We start from the raw sequence: 15,403 nt of genomic DNA on the forward strand, positions 1-15,403 counted from the left end.
GCGATGCCGAGGAAGCATTGCGCCGGGCGCTGCGCGAAGCCGATCAGGCGGAAGAGGCATTGGCCTGGCTGCAGAAGCGCACTGCCAGCCTCGCCGAACGGGATGCAGCGCTGAAAGCGGAAAATGCCACCGCGCTGGCCGAACTGGAAGCGACGCAAAAGGAGCGCGCCAGCCAGCCCGATGGCGCAGCGCAGGAACGGGCGCGAGCCGCCCTGCAGGATCAGCGCGATGCCGCGCGCGGTCAGGTGATGTCCTCGCAAGCAGCGCTGTCCGCGATCGACCAGAGGTTGGCGCAGGTGAAGGAACAGAAAGCCGTCGCCAGCGCGCAAATCCGCTCGTGGCAGGATCGCTCCGGCGAGGCCGAAGCGCGGATGAAGGAAATGGCCAAGCGCGGCGCGATGATCGAGGCCGAAGTCGACAATCTCGCCGACCGACCGCGGGTGATCGAAGTGGAAGTCACCAGACTGGCGGAACAGCAGGAGGCGCTCAACGCCAGGGTGGCCGAGAAAGACAGCGCGCTGCAGACCGCCGAACTGGCCCAACGCGACCATGAGGACCGGCTCGCCCAGGCCAGCGAAATGCTCAGCCAGGCCCGCGAAACGCGCGCCGGGGCCAAGGCGCGGGCCGAAAATCAGGATTTGCGCCGGATGGAAATGGGCCGGATTTCGGCGGAAAAATTCGAATGCCCGGCACCGGTATTGCCGAAGAAACTGGAATTTGACGAAGACACGGTAGGCGATGCCTCTGAGGAATCGGCGGAACTCGAACGCCTCTCGCTCAGCCGCGAGCGGATCGGGCCAGTCAATCTGGTCGCCGCCGACGAACTCGCGGAACTGGAAGCCGAGTGGGAAAAATCGACCAAAGAAAGCGGAGAACTGAACGAGGCGATCCATCAGCTGCGCGGCTCGATCGGCAGCCTCAACCGCGAAGGACGGCAACGGCTGCTTGCGGCGTTCGAAGAAGTCGACAAACATTTCCAGCGGCTGTTCGCCACCCTTTTCGATGGCGGCAAGGCCCATCTCGAAATGATCAACAGCGACGATCCGCTGGAAGCCGGGCTGGAGATCATGGCCCAGCCGCCGGGCAAGAAGCTGACCTCGCTCACGCTGCTGTCGGGCGGTGAACAGGCATTAACCGCTGTGGCACTTATATTCGGTTTATTTCTAACCAATCCGGCACCAATTTGCGTGCTCGACGAGGTGGATGCGCCACTGGACGACGCCAATATCGAGCGTTTCTGCGACCTGCTCGACAAGATGGTGGCGGAAACCAGCACCCGCTATCTGATCGTCACCCACAATGCCGTGACCATGAGCCGGATGCACCGGCTGTTTGGCGTGACGATGGTCGAGCGGGGGATCAGCCAGCTGGTTTCGGTCGATCTCGATGCGGCGGAAGAGTTGCTGGCGGCGGAGTGAGATTAGCGTTCAACACATAAGCGCCCTTCGACAAGCTCAGGACTAACGGTTCATGGTGACCAAAATTCCGTTAGGGGTGAGCCTGTCGAACCCCGACCCTAGTCTATAGGTGCGCTACTTTTTAGAGGATAAGCGCCCTTCGATAGGCTCAGGTCAAACGGTCCCTAGTGACCATCGGTAAATTCCGTCAGGGGTGAGCCTGTCGAACCCCGCTTATCGTCTATGACTGCAGTTTCTGGATAACAAAGACAGCAATTCCCAATCACCATCGATCAGCGCCTGCTTCTTGGCCCTCGTCCAACCCTTGATCCGCTTTTCCGCCTCCAATGCCTCATAGCGGGTTGAGAAATTCTCGGACCACACCAATTCAACCGGCCGACGTTTGTAGGTATATCCGGTAAAATACCCGCTCTGATGCTGCGCGAAACGTTGTTCCAGATTGTCCGTATGACCGGTGTAAAAACTGGCGTCCGAACATTTCAATATATAGGTGTAAAAGGCCATGATTGCGTTCTAACCTTGAGGCGTCCTTCGACAAGCTCAGGACTAACGGAAATCCCCGACTGACCGGTTCTATCAATCCCCCAACACCAGCCGCGGCCCCGGCCCCTTCAATCCCGCCCGGTCCTCGGGATTATAAAGCGCGCATTTTTTCAGGCTCAGACAGCCACAACCGATACAGCCATCCAGCTGGTCGCGCGTCCGTTCCAGTTGCGCGATCCTTGCGTCAATCACCCCGCGCATCGCCTTGCTGATCCGGGTCCAGTCGGCCTGAGTCGGGGTGCGGCCATGCGGGAGACTGGCGAGCTGGCGCTGGATTTCGCCGATGCTCAGGCCCAGTTGCTGGGCGATCAGGACGAAGCTGAGCCGGCGGATGTCCGAGCGCAGGAAGCGCCGCTGGCCGCCGCCGGAGCGGAACGGTTCGACCAGCCCCTTTTCCTCGTAAAAGCGGATCGCCGAGACCGAGAGGCCTGTGCGGGCGGCGAGCGCGCCGATGGTCAGGGTTTTGGTTTCGGGCATTTTGGTTCCTTTGCGGCTCCTGTTCCCCGGCGAAGGCCGGGGGCCATCTCCAGCATTCTGGACTGGGCGCGCTGGCAGTTTTCTCTAACTGCCCTGACACCCAGACGGTTCTTCACGAGATGGGCTCCTGCCTGCGCAGGAGCACAGAAATAATATCTTGACCTCAACTTAGCTTGAGGTTGTACGAATCGCAAGCATGGAGAATTGGCGGGCTCGGACAGCCGCCGGCAAAGCGGCAAACATGCTTCCAATTCATCCAGTAAACCGATGCCGAAACAGCGAGGAAACAGCAGATGAAACTCAATCAGGTCACCGTCGGATGCCTGGATTATGATCAATCGCTCACCTTTTATCAAAGGCTTGGCCTGACCCAGATCGTCGATGCCCCGCCCCGCTACGCCCGCTTCGAAACGCCGACCGGGGAGACCTTCTCGATCCATAAGGTGGAGCGGATCGGCGCCGCTTCGACCATCATCTACTTCGAATGCGACGATCTCGACACAAAAGTCGCGGATCTGCAATCCGCCGGCATCGCCTTCGACACGGCACCCACCGACCAGAGCTGGGGTTGGCGCGAAGCGCAGCTGCGTGACCCGGCGGGCAATGATATCTGCCTGTTTTACGGCGGCGACAACCGCCGCTTCCCGCCCTGGCGGATCACTCAATCAACAATGGAGAAAGGTAATGAAAAATGACCAACGGAAAACTGGAGCACGTCAACATCACGGTCAGCGACCCGCAACGGAGCGCCGCCCTGCTGCGCGATCTGTTTGGCTGGCATATCCGGTGGGAGGGGCCATCAATGTCGGATGGCCACACGATCCACATCGGGACGGATGACGATTATATCGCGCTATACACCAATCAGGAAGTGCGGGCGGACGACCCCATGTTCAACAAGGGCGAACCGATGAACCATATCGGCGTAACCGTCGATGATCTGGATGCGGTAGAGGCGAAGGTTATCGCGGCTGGGCTCGAGCCGTTTAACCATGGCGATTATGCTCCGGGGCGACGCTTCTATTTCTTCGACTGGAACGGCATCGAGTGGGAAGTGGTGAGCTACAACTAGGCCTTCTCCCTTAAGGGAGAAGGATACGAAGGCTTAGCGCCGAAGGCGCTTAGCCGCAGTTGGATGAGGGTGCTAGGGTGGCACCAACCTACCGGCAGAACACCCTCACCCAGCTCCGACTAGGCAGCAAGCTGCCAAGTCTGCACAACCAGTTTGATTCGGCTTCAGGTCGAAACGATCCGCCGGATCGTTTCTAAAACATGCCGGGGGCATGTTTTACCTGCAGCAGAACCAAACTCCCTCAAGGCAGAGGGGTTCGTCATCCTGAACTTGTTTCAGGATCCAGAGCGGCAACCGCCATATTGGCGCATTGCCGCCCTAGACCCCGGATCAAGTCCGGGGTGACGAATTGTAGTTAGCCACCTCTCATCATTGAAGTGTTTGTTGCCGGTCGACTACAGACTCGGATTAACCAGCACCTTCTCGCCGGTCGCCTTCTTCTCATAGCCCTTGGCGATGTCCGGGTTGATCATGTCCATCAGGCTGATCTCGCTGGAATAGTCGCTGTGGAAGATGCCATTGCGTTCGGCGACGGTATACATGCGCATTTCCATCATCCGTTCCATCCCGACCTTTTCGAGATGCGGGGTCAGCAGCCAGCCGCCGACACCCCAGTAGAGGCCAAGGCCGCCGCCAAGGATCGTTTCGCCAGTGTCGAGACGGCCATAGATATAGACCTGCTTGTTGACGGTAGAGCCATAGACGCTGAATTCCGCGCCGCGCACGGCCGCTGCCTTTTCCATCGCGGTCAGGATGTGGCTCGCCATCTTGCCGCCACCAATCGCGTCAAAGCCGAGCGTCGCACCGGTTTCGGCCAGGGCGGCGATCAGCTTGTCCATGAAATCGTCCCTGGTGCTGTCAATCACATGGGTCAGGCCAATGTCGGTGAGGATTTTCTTCTGTGCGTCGGAGCGCACGATGGCGACCAGTGGCACGCCTTCCTTGATGCAAAGCTTGGCGAGCATCTGACCGAGATTGGAGGCCGCAGCGGTATGAACCAAGGCTTCATGGCCTTCGGCGCGCATGGTGTTGATGAAGCCCTGCGCGGTCATCGGATTGACGAACAGCGAAGCGCCTTCTTTTGCTGGCGCGCCTTCGGGCAGCGGCACGCACATCATCGCCGGCATGACGCGGTGGGTGCGATACATTTCGCCGCCGACGATTGTCACGACCTTGCCCATCAGGGCCTGCGCCGCATCGGATGATCCGGCCGCAACAACAGTACCCGCGCCTTCATTGCCGGCAGCCAGTTTCTTGCCGGCACGGCCTTTGAAGAAAGGTTGCATCACGGGGTCAACGTCCGCAACCAGAGCTGGATGGCCGTCAACAGTTTCGCTGCGGACTGTGTCCATATTGGCAGCAGCGGTCAGCAGGCCGAGATCGGAGGGATTGATCGGCACCGCTTCCATCTGGACCACGACTTCATGCTCTTTCGGTTCGGGCACGGCATAGGGTTCGATCGACAAAATGGATTTGCCGTCTTCGGTAACGGTGGTGAATAGTTGCTTTGCGTCGGGGAAGTGACTCATTGGATATTCCTCTCTCTTGTTTTTCTAGAAACTTTTGGTGGCGGCTAGCGCGCCCAATCTTGCGGTGATCTCGAAAAATTCGGTCACCGTTTCGTCGATAATCTGTTTGGCAGTTTTTACCTCGTCAATCAAACCGGAAGATTGTCCGGCCAGACCAACGGACGCTTCCATGTCGCCGCCGAAATAGACATCCATGATGCCCTTGAACGTATCGGCCGGCATCAGGCCGTCCTCGTATATTTTCGCTGTGCGCTCGGTTTTCAGCGCCCGAATGCAGGGCGAGGCCTTCTTGTTCAGCACATAGGTGCCGGTTTCCCTGGCATCGATAATCGCCTGCTTATAGTTCATATGCACCGGGCTTTCGGCGCTCGAAACGAAGCGCGTGCCCATCTGAACGCCTTCCGCGCCCAGTGCAAAGGCCGCCGCCATGCCCTTGCCGTCGGCAATGCCGCCAGCCGCAACCATCGGGATATCGGTCTGCCGGCGGATTGCCTGCAGCAATACCAATGTCGAGACTTCCTCCGGATTCTTGAAGCCGCCGCCTTCTGCGCCCTCGACAATCAGGCCATCGACGCCCGCTTCGACGCAGCCCATTGCCGCAGCGACGGTCGGAACCGCATGATAGACGATAATTCCGGCCTCTTGCAGCGGCCCGACAAATTTGCGCGGGCTGCCGGCCGAGGTGGTCACGAATTTCACGCCGGATTCGCAAATATGATCCAGGATCGCGGGATCCTTCAGGAACATGATCGGCAGATTCACGCCGAACGGAGCGCCTGTCAGATCCTTCATCTTTTCGATCTCGGCCATACAGGCTTCGGTCTCGCCGGAACTGGTCTCAATTATCCCAAACCCGCCAGCGTTGCAGACAGCCGATGCCAGCTGCGACCGGGCGATCCAGCCCATCGGCGCCTGCACGATCGGATATTTCGCGCCGCAATGTTTGAGGAAACGGTTCATCACTGTTCTTTCTGCTGCTTGTCGTTCGGCGCTCAACCCATCGGGTACATGATTTCCCGGCTGATCTTGTAGATCCGCTTCATCATCTCGTCGCTGAGCACCAGATCGGCGGCAGCAAAAATCTCGGGCAGCTGATCAGTGTGGGTCGCGCCGACAATGGTGGAGGCGACAAAATCATGCTGTTTCGACCAGGCGGTTGCCAGCGTCACTGGCGCAACGCCCAGTTCGTCGGCAATGGCCATGAAGCGCTTGGTTGATTCTTCCGACTTGGGATTGACGAACCGTTCGGCCATTTTCTTCTGCCGGCCACCCATATTGATATAGGCAGAAAAACGTGCGCCTTCGGGCGTCGCACCATCATTATATTTGCCCGACAAGGCACCGCCAGCGAGCGGCGAATAAGGGATCAGGCTGACCCCTTCCTCCCGGCAGACCTGCGCCAGTTCGTCCTCGAACCGGCGGTTGTTCATGCTGAAATTATTCTGGATGGTGCAATAGCGGGTGACGCCCAGTCGCTCGGAAGCCTCGAGCGATTTCATCAGGCCCCAGCTGGTTTCGTTGGAACAACCGATGGTGCGGATCTTGCCCTTGCGAATTTCTTCGTCGAGCACTTCCATGGTCTCGTCATAAGCGGTGCCATGATCGGGCCAGTGAGTCTGGTAGAGATCGATATAATCGGTCTGCAGCCGCCTGAGACTGTCGTCGAGCGCCTTGACGATATTGTGGCGATCCATCGCCGTCATTCCGGCGCGTTGCGAGGATTCGATCCATCCGTGGCTCGGGCCGGAGACCTTGGTCGCGATGATCAGACTGTCGCGATCCTTGCCCTTCATCCAGCGGCCGACAATATTCTCGGTCTCGCCTGCCCACTCCCGCTTCGGCGGCACCGGATAATTTTCCGCCGTGTCAAAAAAATTAATCCCGGCCTCGACGGATTCATCCATGATCCTGTGCGACATGGCTTCGTCAGCGCCGCTGCCAAAGGTCATTGTTCCCATGCATATTTCGGATACGTATATCGGGCTTCGGCCCAGACGGCGTGTTTTCATGCAAATGTCTCCGGGAAATAGGGCGATGGCTTAACTGTACGGTTAAGTATCATAACCCCTATGGGTTGCGAAACGCAATCCAATTTCTCTGGTCGCTAACTTGCCTGTCCGAGAACGAGGCAGGCGAGAAACATCAGAAAGCCGGCAAAGCGATTGGATCGGAATTTGGCCAGTGCATCATCGCCATCACCACTTTTCAAAGTCGTTACCTGCCAAAGGAGGTGCAGTCCCATAGGCGCAAGCGCGACAAGGCCAAGCCATTGCGGGCGGAGCATCCAGAAAGCCGCTGCCCAGCTAGCCAGTGCCGTCATGTAAAAGACCAGCACGCCAAAGCGCACATTCTCTCCCAGCCGTAGCGCGCTTGAACGGATCCCGACCAAGGCGTCATCCTCCCGATCCTGCAGCGCATAGATCGTGTCATAGCCGATCACCCAGAATATCGACCCGAGGTAGAGCAGAACCATCGCCAAGTGGAATTGCGGATCAATCACCAGCCAGCCGACCAGTGCGCCCCAGCTGAACACCAGTCCCAGCCAGGCCTGCGGCCACCAGGTGATGCGCTTCATGAACGGATAGGCGGCGACCAGAGCCAGACTGCCCAGCGCCACCAGCTTGGCGGTACCATTGATCTGGAACCAGACGATCAGCCCGATCAGGCAGAGCGTAGCCAGCCATATCCAGGCGGCCTTGAGCGATACGGCACCGCTGGCCAAAGGCCGCGAGCGGGTTCGCTCCACCTGACGGTCGAGATCACGATCGACGATATCATTATAGACACAGCCCGCTCCGCGCATCGCAATCGAACCAAGCAATAGCCAGAGCAGCAGATCCCAGCGCTCGATCGCGCCGCCAGCCAGCGCGATGCCCCAGGCACAGGGCCAATAGAGCAGCCACCAGCCGATCGGCCGGTCAAAACGGGCGAGCATGGCATAGGGCCGGACCATGGTCGGCAACAGGCCGATGATTCCTTTATGTTCCGTGTCTGGAACGATATGATCTGATTGGTTGGACATGATAGTCGCTTATCGTCATTTCTCTAATTCGTCATCCTGAACTTCTCTAACTCGTCATCCTGAACTTGTTTCAGGACCTCCCCCGGACATGTGCATTCTTCCTCAAGAGATACTGAAATAAATTCAGCATGACGAGAATGAAACGGGGCGCTAAACAAGGTCGATGCCAGCCACCCCTGCCTATCCCCCGCACAGCGCCCCGCGCCTCTACGTTGATGTCGAACTGTCAGACGGCGCTGACATCCGTCTCGACGGTAGCCATGCCCATTATCTGCTCAAGGTCATGCGGATCAAACAGGGCGATCCGGTCAAGCTGTTTGATGATCGCACCGGTGAATATCTCTCTCATGTGGCAGTCCTGGGCAAACGCGATCTGATCCTGATGATCGACGGCAAGACCCGGGACCGGGAAGCTGTCCCCGATCTGTGGCTGTGCGCCGCACCGATCAAGAAGGACCGCTTCAACTGGATCGTCGAAAAAGCCACCGAATTGGGCGTGGCCAGGATCATGCCGGTGCAAACCGCACGGACCCAGGGTCAGGGCATCAAGCTGGAGAAATTGCGCGCCCATATGATCGAGGCAGCGGAGCAATGCGAACGCACGGCCCTGCCCTCGCTCGATCCGCTGACGAAACTTAACGATATGCTGGAACAATGGCCCAAAGATCGCCATCTTTTCTTTGCCGACGAGCGCATCCACGCCACCGGCGAAGGCAACTTTCGCAAGGCGCTGGTCGCCCATGCTGGTCCGGCGGCGATCCTGATCGGCCCCGAAGGCGGCTTTTCCGACAGCGAAAATGAAATGATCCGCGCCCTGCCCCAGTCCGTCGCGGTATCGCTCGGCCCCAGAATATTGCGTGCCGATACCGCTGCGATAGCGGCGATCAGCCTGTGGATGGCTGGTCGCGGTGACTGGAATCCTGCCTAGACCTTGGTTTGGGCTTTGGCATTTTTCACGCGCATCCAGCAGCCATGGAAACATACTGAAATCCTTGTAAAATCTGATGGCCGATGCGGCCTGGTTAACCATTAATTAGCCCATAGTGGATAGGGCAAATCGATGTTTTTGGGGAAATCTATCGGGGGCCAGAGCCGATTGACCATCCACACATTGGTGTGGGGATTGTTGTGCCTGTGCCTGATCGCCCTACTGCCCGCCGGAAAGGCCGAGGCCCAGACCGTCACTACCTATTCGAATAGCAGCACGGTTGCGATCCCGGACAATGCCTGTCCTGCGACGGTTAACCGGACTTTCAGCGTCGGCGCCAGCTATGCGGTGGCTGACGTCGATATCGGTATCTTGCTGGATCACACCTACCGCCGCGATTTGAGAATCACATTGACGTCGCCGACCGGTAGCGTCGTCACATTGATGGATTATGTCGGCGGAAGCGCGGACAATCTCAACGTCAGATTTGATGACGAAGCCAGCGGCGGAACCATTGCCTCGCACACGTCCAATGACCCGTTGACGCCGGCCTACAATAGCACAAAGACTCCACAAGCCACCCTGGCTGCGTTTGATGGTGAAAATGCGCAGGGTATATGGACGCTAAAAATCTGTGACCAACAGGGTGTCGACACCGGGTCAATACGCCGCGCCGATCTGTACCTGACCAGCGCGCCAACCAACTATGCCGATCTCTCGCTAACCAAGATATTTGGCGCGACATCGACCAATACGGGACGATATACCTTGTCGGTGACCAATGCCTCGGCATCGACATTGTCGGCGTCAGGCGTAACCGTGAGTGACACGCTGCCCAGCGGTGTGACGCTGACCGCCACTTCAGGCACAGGGACCTACAGTGGTGGCATCTGGACTTTGGGCACGACGATTGCCCCGGGGCAGACTCTGTCGATCAATCTGGACGTCACCATAACGGCGACCTCGGGTACGATCACAAACACAGCGCAAATTCGCTCGTCATCCGCTGTGGATATTGATTCAACCCCCAATAACGGGGTCGCCAGCGAAGATGATTATGCCAGCGTGAGCTTTACCGCAGGCGGGCGCCTGCCCGGCTACGTACCGCCGCTGACCTCGGTATGTTCGATTGCCAACCAGATCACTTTCAGCTGGGGTGGAGCGACCGCCTGGTCGCCTTCGGGTTCGCTCAGTCACACCTATAATGTCACCGGTCTCGGCAATATTGCTGTTAATGTAACGCAACCACCGAATGGATTCGCCAACAACACGCCCGCCATCACGACCGACAATAGCGGCGGTGGTGCAGCCGGAACCCAGGCCCTCTATTTCTACATGAACAACGGCAATGAAACGCATGTTTCCAGCACCAAGTTCACCTTGCCGGCTGCGGTCCCCGGCCTTCAGTTCAGGATTTTTGATATCGACTTTGCCGCCAACCAGTTCACCGACAAAGTGACGGTAACCGGTACCTATAATGGCGCCACTGTGCTGCCGACCCTGTCGAACAATACGGCCAATTATGTCAGCGGCAACAGCGTGATTGGTGACGGCGCATCCGGCGCGACAGACCCGTTCGGCAATGTCGTCGTGACCTTCACGTCGCCGGTGGATTCGGTAACCGTCGTCTATGGCAATCATCTGCCGACGACCCCGACATCATCGGGCAATCAGGCGATGTCGATCCATGACATTACATTCTGCAAGCCCACAACAACTTTGAGTGTGACCAAAATCAGCTCAATCATCAGCGATCCGGTCAATGGCTCGACAAACCCCAAACGCATCCCGGATGCCATCGTGCAATATTGCATTCTGATCAGCAACAGCGGCGCAGCCAAAGCCGACGCGGTTGTCGCCACCGATAGCCTGACCGGTCCATTCACTTATGCTACAGGGTCGATGCGGAGCGGCAGCAATTGCGGGTCTGCCACAACGGTGGAAGATGACAATGCGACAGGTGCCGATGAAAGCGACCCTTATGGCGCCTATATTGCCGGTTCAACGATCACCGCTACCGCGGCATCATTGGCACCGGCGAGCAGTTTCGCGCTGATTTTCCGGGTAAAACTAGATTAGCCGAGACGCTTCAGACGCACCAATATTTCATCGAGAGCAGACAGGAACCGGGAACGGTCCGCTTTGCCAAACGGCGGCGGACCGCCGATATTCTCTGTCCCCATGCCGGCGCGCAGGTCGGCCATGATCGCCCGCGTTGCAACGGCCGCTCCAATCGAATCGGGGGTAAATGGCTTGCCATTCGACCCGACCACCGCCGCGCCAGCCTTCACGCATCGATCCGCCAGCAATATGTCGGACGTGACCACGACGGTGCGCGGGCTGGTTCTTTCGGCGATATAGTCATCTGCGGCATCAAAGGCATCGCTGACCACCACCCGGCTGACCAGCGGATGATCCGGCACCCGAAACGGGCTGTTGCTGACAATCACCACCGCCACCGCATGACGGTCCGCCACCCGGTAAATTTCATCCTTTACCGGGCAGGCGTCAGCATCAACCAATATTTGAATGGCGTCGGACATCGAAAGGATCAGTCGGCTTTGGGACCGCCGGGTTTCGCGCCTTCATAGGGACGCTTTCCGCGATGCGGCTTTTTATTATCGCCGCCGAAATTGCCGCCGGAGCCGGATTTGCGATCGCCTTTAAAGTCGGTTTTCTTTTTGAAACCGCCGCCAAATTCGCGCTTTGGTCCGCCGCCGTCAGAACCGCCTTCGCCTTCCGGCTTGCGCTTCTGATAAGGCTTGCCGCCGCCACCCGGTTTGTCACCGAATTTCTTGTCGCCAAACTTGTTCTTGCCAAATTGCTTGCCGCCATGTTTTTTGCTGGCGTTGCTGTAATCGCGTTGGCCTCCAGCATTGTCCGGGCGTCCACCCTTGCGGTTGCGCTTCGCTTCATCGCGCGGCTTGCCTTCGAACTGGGTGATTACGATATCATCGGTATCATCCCCGCCGGCTTCTCTTTTCTCGGCAACGGCAGCGGTAAATTTATCAACCACCCGGCGCGGAATTTCGAACAATGTGTCGTCGCCGTTGATCCGGATCGCACCAATTTCATTCTTGGTGATATGACCACGGCGGCACAATACCGGCAACAGCCAGCGAGCATCGGCGCGCTGATTATGACCGACGTTCATCTTGAACCAGACCGTATCTTCAAATCCCGGACGCGGACCGCCTGGAGCGGCTTGCGACTGCGCACCGCGATCAAGCATCTGTTCCGGAGCCGGCATTTTAGCGCGATGCGACTGGACCAGCATGGCAGCGATTTCTTCCGGCGTTTTTTCGGCCATCAGACGTTTCGCCAATGCCAAATCATCTTCATCAATCTCGACCGGCTGCAACAATGTTTCGATCAGCCGCTCGGCATCATTCTTGCGAATGTCGGCGCGGGTCGGTGCATCTTTCCATTCGGCATTGATTTTCGCGCCGCGCAACATCGCTTCAACCCGCTTGCGCCGCTGATAAGGCACGATGATAACCGCCGTGCCCTTTTTGCCGGCACGTCCGGTTCGTCCGGACCGATGCTGCAAGGTTTCTGCATCGCGCGGCATGTCGACATGGACGACGAGGCTCAACGTCGGCAAATCGAGGCCTCGGGCAGCCACATCGGTTGCTACACAGACGCGCGCGCGCTTGCTCCGCAGGGCCTGCATCGCCTGGTTGCGCTCGCTCTGGGTATGTTCACCGGACAGCGCCACAGCACTGAACCCGCGATCGACCAGACTGGCGTGCAGACGGCGTACCGCTTCGCGCGTGCCGCAGAACAGCATCGCCGATTCGGCTTCATGAAAGCGCAGCAGATTGACCACCGCATTTTCGGTGTCGGCCGGAGCAACGGTTATCGCCTGATAGGCAATATCGCCGTGCCCACGATCTTCGCCAACCGTTGAAATGCGCAAGGCGTCATTCTGATAGCGTTTTGCAAGATTGATGATCGGCTTCGGTATGGTCGCCGAGAACATCAATGTCCGGCGATTTTCGCCGGTTGCATCGAGAATTTCTTCCAGATCTTCGCGAAAGCCCATGTCGAGCATTTCATCCGCTTCGTCGAGTACCGCCGCACGAAGATTTTTCAGGTCGAGCGCGCCGCGTTCGAGATGGTCGCGCAAGCGGCCGGGCGTACCGACGATGACATGCGCGCCGCGCCGCAGCGTGCGCCGCTCTTTCGAAGCGTCCATACCGCCGACACAGGTCGCAATTTGCGCACCAGCAGGCTGATACAGCCAGGTCAGCTCGCGACTCACCTGCAGGGCGAGTTCGCGAGTCGGAGCGATTACCAGTGCCAGCGGCTCGACCAGAAACGGGAAGCGCCCGTTTTCATCGAGCAATTGCGGCGCCATCGCCAGACCAAAGGCAACGGTTTTCCCGGAGCCGGTCTGGGCGGACACGATAAGATCGCGGCCTTCCGCTTCTGTTTCAAGCACAGCGGCCTGAACGGGGGTCGGCTTGATATATTCGCGCGCCGTGAGCGCCTCAGCTAGAAGCGGAGAAATTTTCGTGAAAGGCATAATGTTCTAATTCCGTGGCAAAAGTTAAAGCCGCGCGGAAATGCCAGTCGCCTGCGGTTTATGAAGATTAGGTTGTTTTAAAAGGGCCTGCGCTGGGGATCATATTGCCTTACCGGCAGCATGGCCACTCGCCCAAGCCCATTGAAAATTATAGCCACCGAGCCAGCCGGTGACATCAACGGCTTCCCCAATAGCATAGAATCCGGGTACTTGCCTAGCTTCCATATTTTTGGACGAAATTTCCGCCGTACTGATCCCGCCAGCCGTGACTTCAGCCTTGGCAAAACCCTCGGTTCCGTTGGGCATGAAGCGCCAATGGGACAAGCGGCGCGCCGCTTCAGCCAGTTTCTTGTCGGTCAGATTCCCCAGTTCGCCATCAAGCGCAATCCGCTCGATCAAAGTCTCGGTCAAGCGCGCGGGCAAATGGGCGTTAATCGCTTTCTTCAGCGAGAGCCGGGGCAGTTGCTGCTTGACCTGAGTGAGCCAGTCGCTCGGCAAATCGGACAGAAAATCGATTTCAACCGGCTCCCCATGCTGCCAGTAAGACGAAATTTGCAGGATCGCCGGCCCCGACAAGCCCTTGTGAGTGAACAGGGCCGCTTCCCGGAACGCCGTTTTTCCGCAGCGCGCGGTAACCGGCGCAGACACGCCGGACAGGGACCGGAACAGGGTTTCTTCCCCGCCCAGGGTCAGCGGCACCAGCGCCGGCCTTGGCTCGACGATTTTCAAACCAAATTGCCGGGCCAGATCATAAGCGAATCCTGTCGCCCCCATTTTCGGGATCGACGGACCGCCGGTGGCAACCACAAGCGAAGGGGCAAAGGCGGTCTCTCCGCCATATTCCACCCGATAACGGCCGTCGCCATGGCTGACATTGGTGATCGCTTTCCCCAGCGACAGGGTGACCGCGTCAGCCGGGCATTCTTTCATCAGCATCTCGACGATCTGCCTCGCAGACCCGTCGCAGAACAATTGCCCCAATGTTTTTTCGTGCCAGTCGATGCCATAGCGATCGACCAGCGCGATAAAATCACCGGCTGAATAGCGGCTCAGGGCCGATTTCGCGAAATGCTTGTTCTGCGACAGATAGCGATCCGGCGCAGTGCCGATATTGGTGAAATTGCAGCGTCCGCCGCCGGAGATCAGGATTTTCTTTCCCGGCTCATCGGCATGATCGATCAGCAATATCTTGCGGCCGCGCTGGCCGGCAACGGCAGCGCACATCAGGCCGGCTCCGCCTGCGCCGAGGATTATTGCGTCATAATGGGTTGGGACTTTGGGCATGGATTGGCGTTAGCTCACAAATAAGTCGAAAAACAGATTGCGAGTGCCGCCCGCTTCGGGCCCGTTGCTTATGCTCGGGAATTTTTTTGGTCGCCCGTGCTCGCGGGCGGCCTGCCAACCAAAGCTCGCGCAGCGAGCGAAGGTTGGTGGAGCCTAGCGGGATCGAACCGCTGACCTCTTCGCTGCCAGCGAAGCGCTCTCCCAGCTGAGCTAAGGCCCCATTTGAAGAGCGCCTTTAATCCAGACGCCCTCCATTATGCAAATCAAAAATCAAGTATCGGCAGGTTCGTCGTCACCCTTGCCTTTGCTGACGCCCAGATCATCGTCTCCACCCAGATCAACTTCATTGTCTGGCGACGGATCATCATCGTCGATGTTGATGTCCAAATCATCATCGTCAACCGAATCCTCTTCCTTCTTGACCGCCTTCTTCGGCGCTTCAAAAGGCATTGGCTGCTTGGATTTCAGCACGGCTTCCGGCACAAAGCTTTCGCCGCATTCAACGCAGGTTGCCGGGTCTTCTTTGCCCAGATCGTAAAAGCGCGTTCCACATTTCGGGCATGTGCGTTTTGTGCCCCATTCCGGTTTACCCATGGCTGGTG

14 protein-coding genes, 1 tRNA gene and 1 pseudogene are annotated in these 15,403 nt (G+C 58.2%); 5 read left to right on the top strand and 11 right to left on the bottom strand.

Going from position 1 to position 15,403, the window contains the following annotated elements:
• Window positions 1–1,418 (top strand): annotated as a pseudogene (locus V7665_RS07815) (chromosome segregation protein); the annotation flags it as partial.
• Between the two features lie 213 nt (window positions 1,419–1,631).
• Here V7665_RS07815 and V7665_RS07820 read toward each other — a convergent pair.
• Together V7665_RS07820 and soxR are read right to left on the bottom strand one after the other, a co-directional pair.
• Entirely contained in the window at window positions 1,632–1,922 is a 291-nt protein-coding gene (locus tag V7665_RS07820; RefSeq protein ID WP_335663976.1) for a GIY-YIG nuclease family protein, read from the bottom strand.
• A gap of 72 nt (window positions 1,923–1,994) precedes the next feature.
• Entirely contained in the window at window positions 1,995–2,438 is a 444-nt protein-coding gene (gene soxR, locus V7665_RS07825; protein ID WP_335663977.1) for a redox-sensitive transcriptional activator SoxR, read from the bottom strand.
• Between the two features lie 293 nt (window positions 2,439–2,731).
• On the opposite strand from soxR, the gene V7665_RS07830 reads away from it, so the two are divergent.
• Window positions 2,732–3,133, top strand: a complete 402-nt coding sequence (locus tag V7665_RS07830; RefSeq protein ID WP_335663978.1) for a VOC family protein — start codon at window positions 2,732–2,734, stop codon at window positions 3,131–3,133.
• Complete coding sequence (locus V7665_RS07835) at window positions 3,130–3,510, top strand: VOC family protein (protein ID WP_335663979.1); 381 nt, start codon at window positions 3,130–3,132, stop codon at window positions 3,508–3,510. The genes V7665_RS07830 and V7665_RS07835 overlap by 4 nt, the downstream gene beginning before the upstream one ends.
• Window positions 3,511–3,905: 395 nt before the next feature.
• Here V7665_RS07835 and V7665_RS07840 read toward each other — a convergent pair whose 3' ends face one another.
• From V7665_RS07840 to ubiA, 4 genes are all read right to left on the bottom strand, one after another.
• On the bottom strand, window positions 3,906–5,039 hold the full coding sequence (locus tag V7665_RS07840; protein WP_335663980.1) for an NADH oxidase: 1,134 nt from the start codon (window positions 5,037–5,039) through the stop codon (window positions 3,906–3,908).
• A 24-nt stretch (window positions 5,040–5,063) separates the two neighbouring features.
• On the bottom strand, window positions 5,064–5,999 hold the full coding sequence (locus tag V7665_RS07845; protein ID WP_335663981.1) for an NAD(P)H-dependent flavin oxidoreductase: 936 nt from the start codon (window positions 5,997–5,999) through the stop codon (window positions 5,064–5,066).
• Between the two features lie 32 nt (window positions 6,000–6,031).
• A complete protein-coding gene (locus tag V7665_RS07850; protein ID WP_335663982.1) occupies window positions 6,032–6,997 on the bottom strand; it encodes an aldo/keto reductase in 966 nt (321 codons plus the stop codon).
• 146 nt (window positions 6,998–7,143) lie between these two features.
• The gene (gene ubiA, locus V7665_RS07855) at window positions 7,144–8,061 is read right to left on the bottom strand and encodes a 4-hydroxybenzoate octaprenyltransferase (protein WP_335663983.1); all 918 of its coding nucleotides are present in this window, start codon (window positions 8,059–8,061) and stop codon (window positions 7,144–7,146) included.
• 163 nt (window positions 8,062–8,224) lie between these two features.
• Between ubiA and V7665_RS07860 the strand changes: the two genes are divergently transcribed.
• Entirely contained in the window at window positions 8,225–8,989 is a 765-nt protein-coding gene (locus V7665_RS07860) for a 16S rRNA (uracil(1498)-N(3))-methyltransferase (protein ID WP_335663984.1), read from the top strand.
• Between the two features lie 132 nt (window positions 8,990–9,121).
• Complete coding sequence (locus V7665_RS07865) at window positions 9,122–11,068, top strand: proprotein convertase P-domain-containing protein (protein WP_335663985.1); 1,947 nt, start codon at window positions 9,122–9,124, stop codon at window positions 11,066–11,068.
• Here the strand turns inward: V7665_RS07865 and V7665_RS07870 are convergent.
• The 5 genes from V7665_RS07870 to V7665_RS07890 all read right to left on the bottom strand — a co-directional run bounded on the left by V7665_RS07870 (window position 11,065) and on the right by V7665_RS07890 (window position 15,395).
• Window positions 11,065–11,520: a YaiI/YqxD family protein gene (locus V7665_RS07870; RefSeq protein ID WP_335664001.1), complete on the bottom strand. Its 456-nt coding sequence runs from the start codon at window positions 11,518–11,520 to the stop codon at window positions 11,065–11,067. The two genes, V7665_RS07865 and V7665_RS07870, sit on opposite strands and share 4 nt — an antisense overlap.
• A 20-nt stretch (window positions 11,521–11,540) precedes the next feature.
• Window positions 11,541–13,517, bottom strand: a complete 1,977-nt coding sequence (locus tag V7665_RS07875; protein ID WP_335663986.1) for a DEAD/DEAH box helicase — start codon at window positions 13,515–13,517, stop codon at window positions 11,541–11,543.
• 99 nt (window positions 13,518–13,616) lie between these two features.
• Window positions 13,617–14,801, bottom strand: coding sequence for an NAD(P)/FAD-dependent oxidoreductase (locus tag V7665_RS07880; RefSeq protein WP_335663987.1), 1,185 nt, complete (start codon window positions 14,799–14,801; stop codon window positions 13,617–13,619).
• 144 nt (window positions 14,802–14,945) lie between these two features.
• Window positions 14,946–15,021: transfer RNA gene (locus tag V7665_RS07885), tRNA-Ala, on the bottom strand.
• Between the two features lie 50 nt (window positions 15,022–15,071).
• On the bottom strand, window positions 15,072–15,395 hold the full coding sequence (locus V7665_RS07890) for a TIGR02300 family protein (RefSeq protein ID WP_335663988.1): 324 nt from the start codon (window positions 15,393–15,395) through the stop codon (window positions 15,072–15,074).
• Between the last annotated feature and the right edge of the window lie 8 nt (window positions 15,396–15,403).

Source organism: Parasphingorhabdus sp. (assembly GCF_036964675.1).
Classification (GTDB): domain Bacteria; phylum Pseudomonadota; class Alphaproteobacteria; order Sphingomonadales; family Sphingomonadaceae; genus Parasphingorhabdus.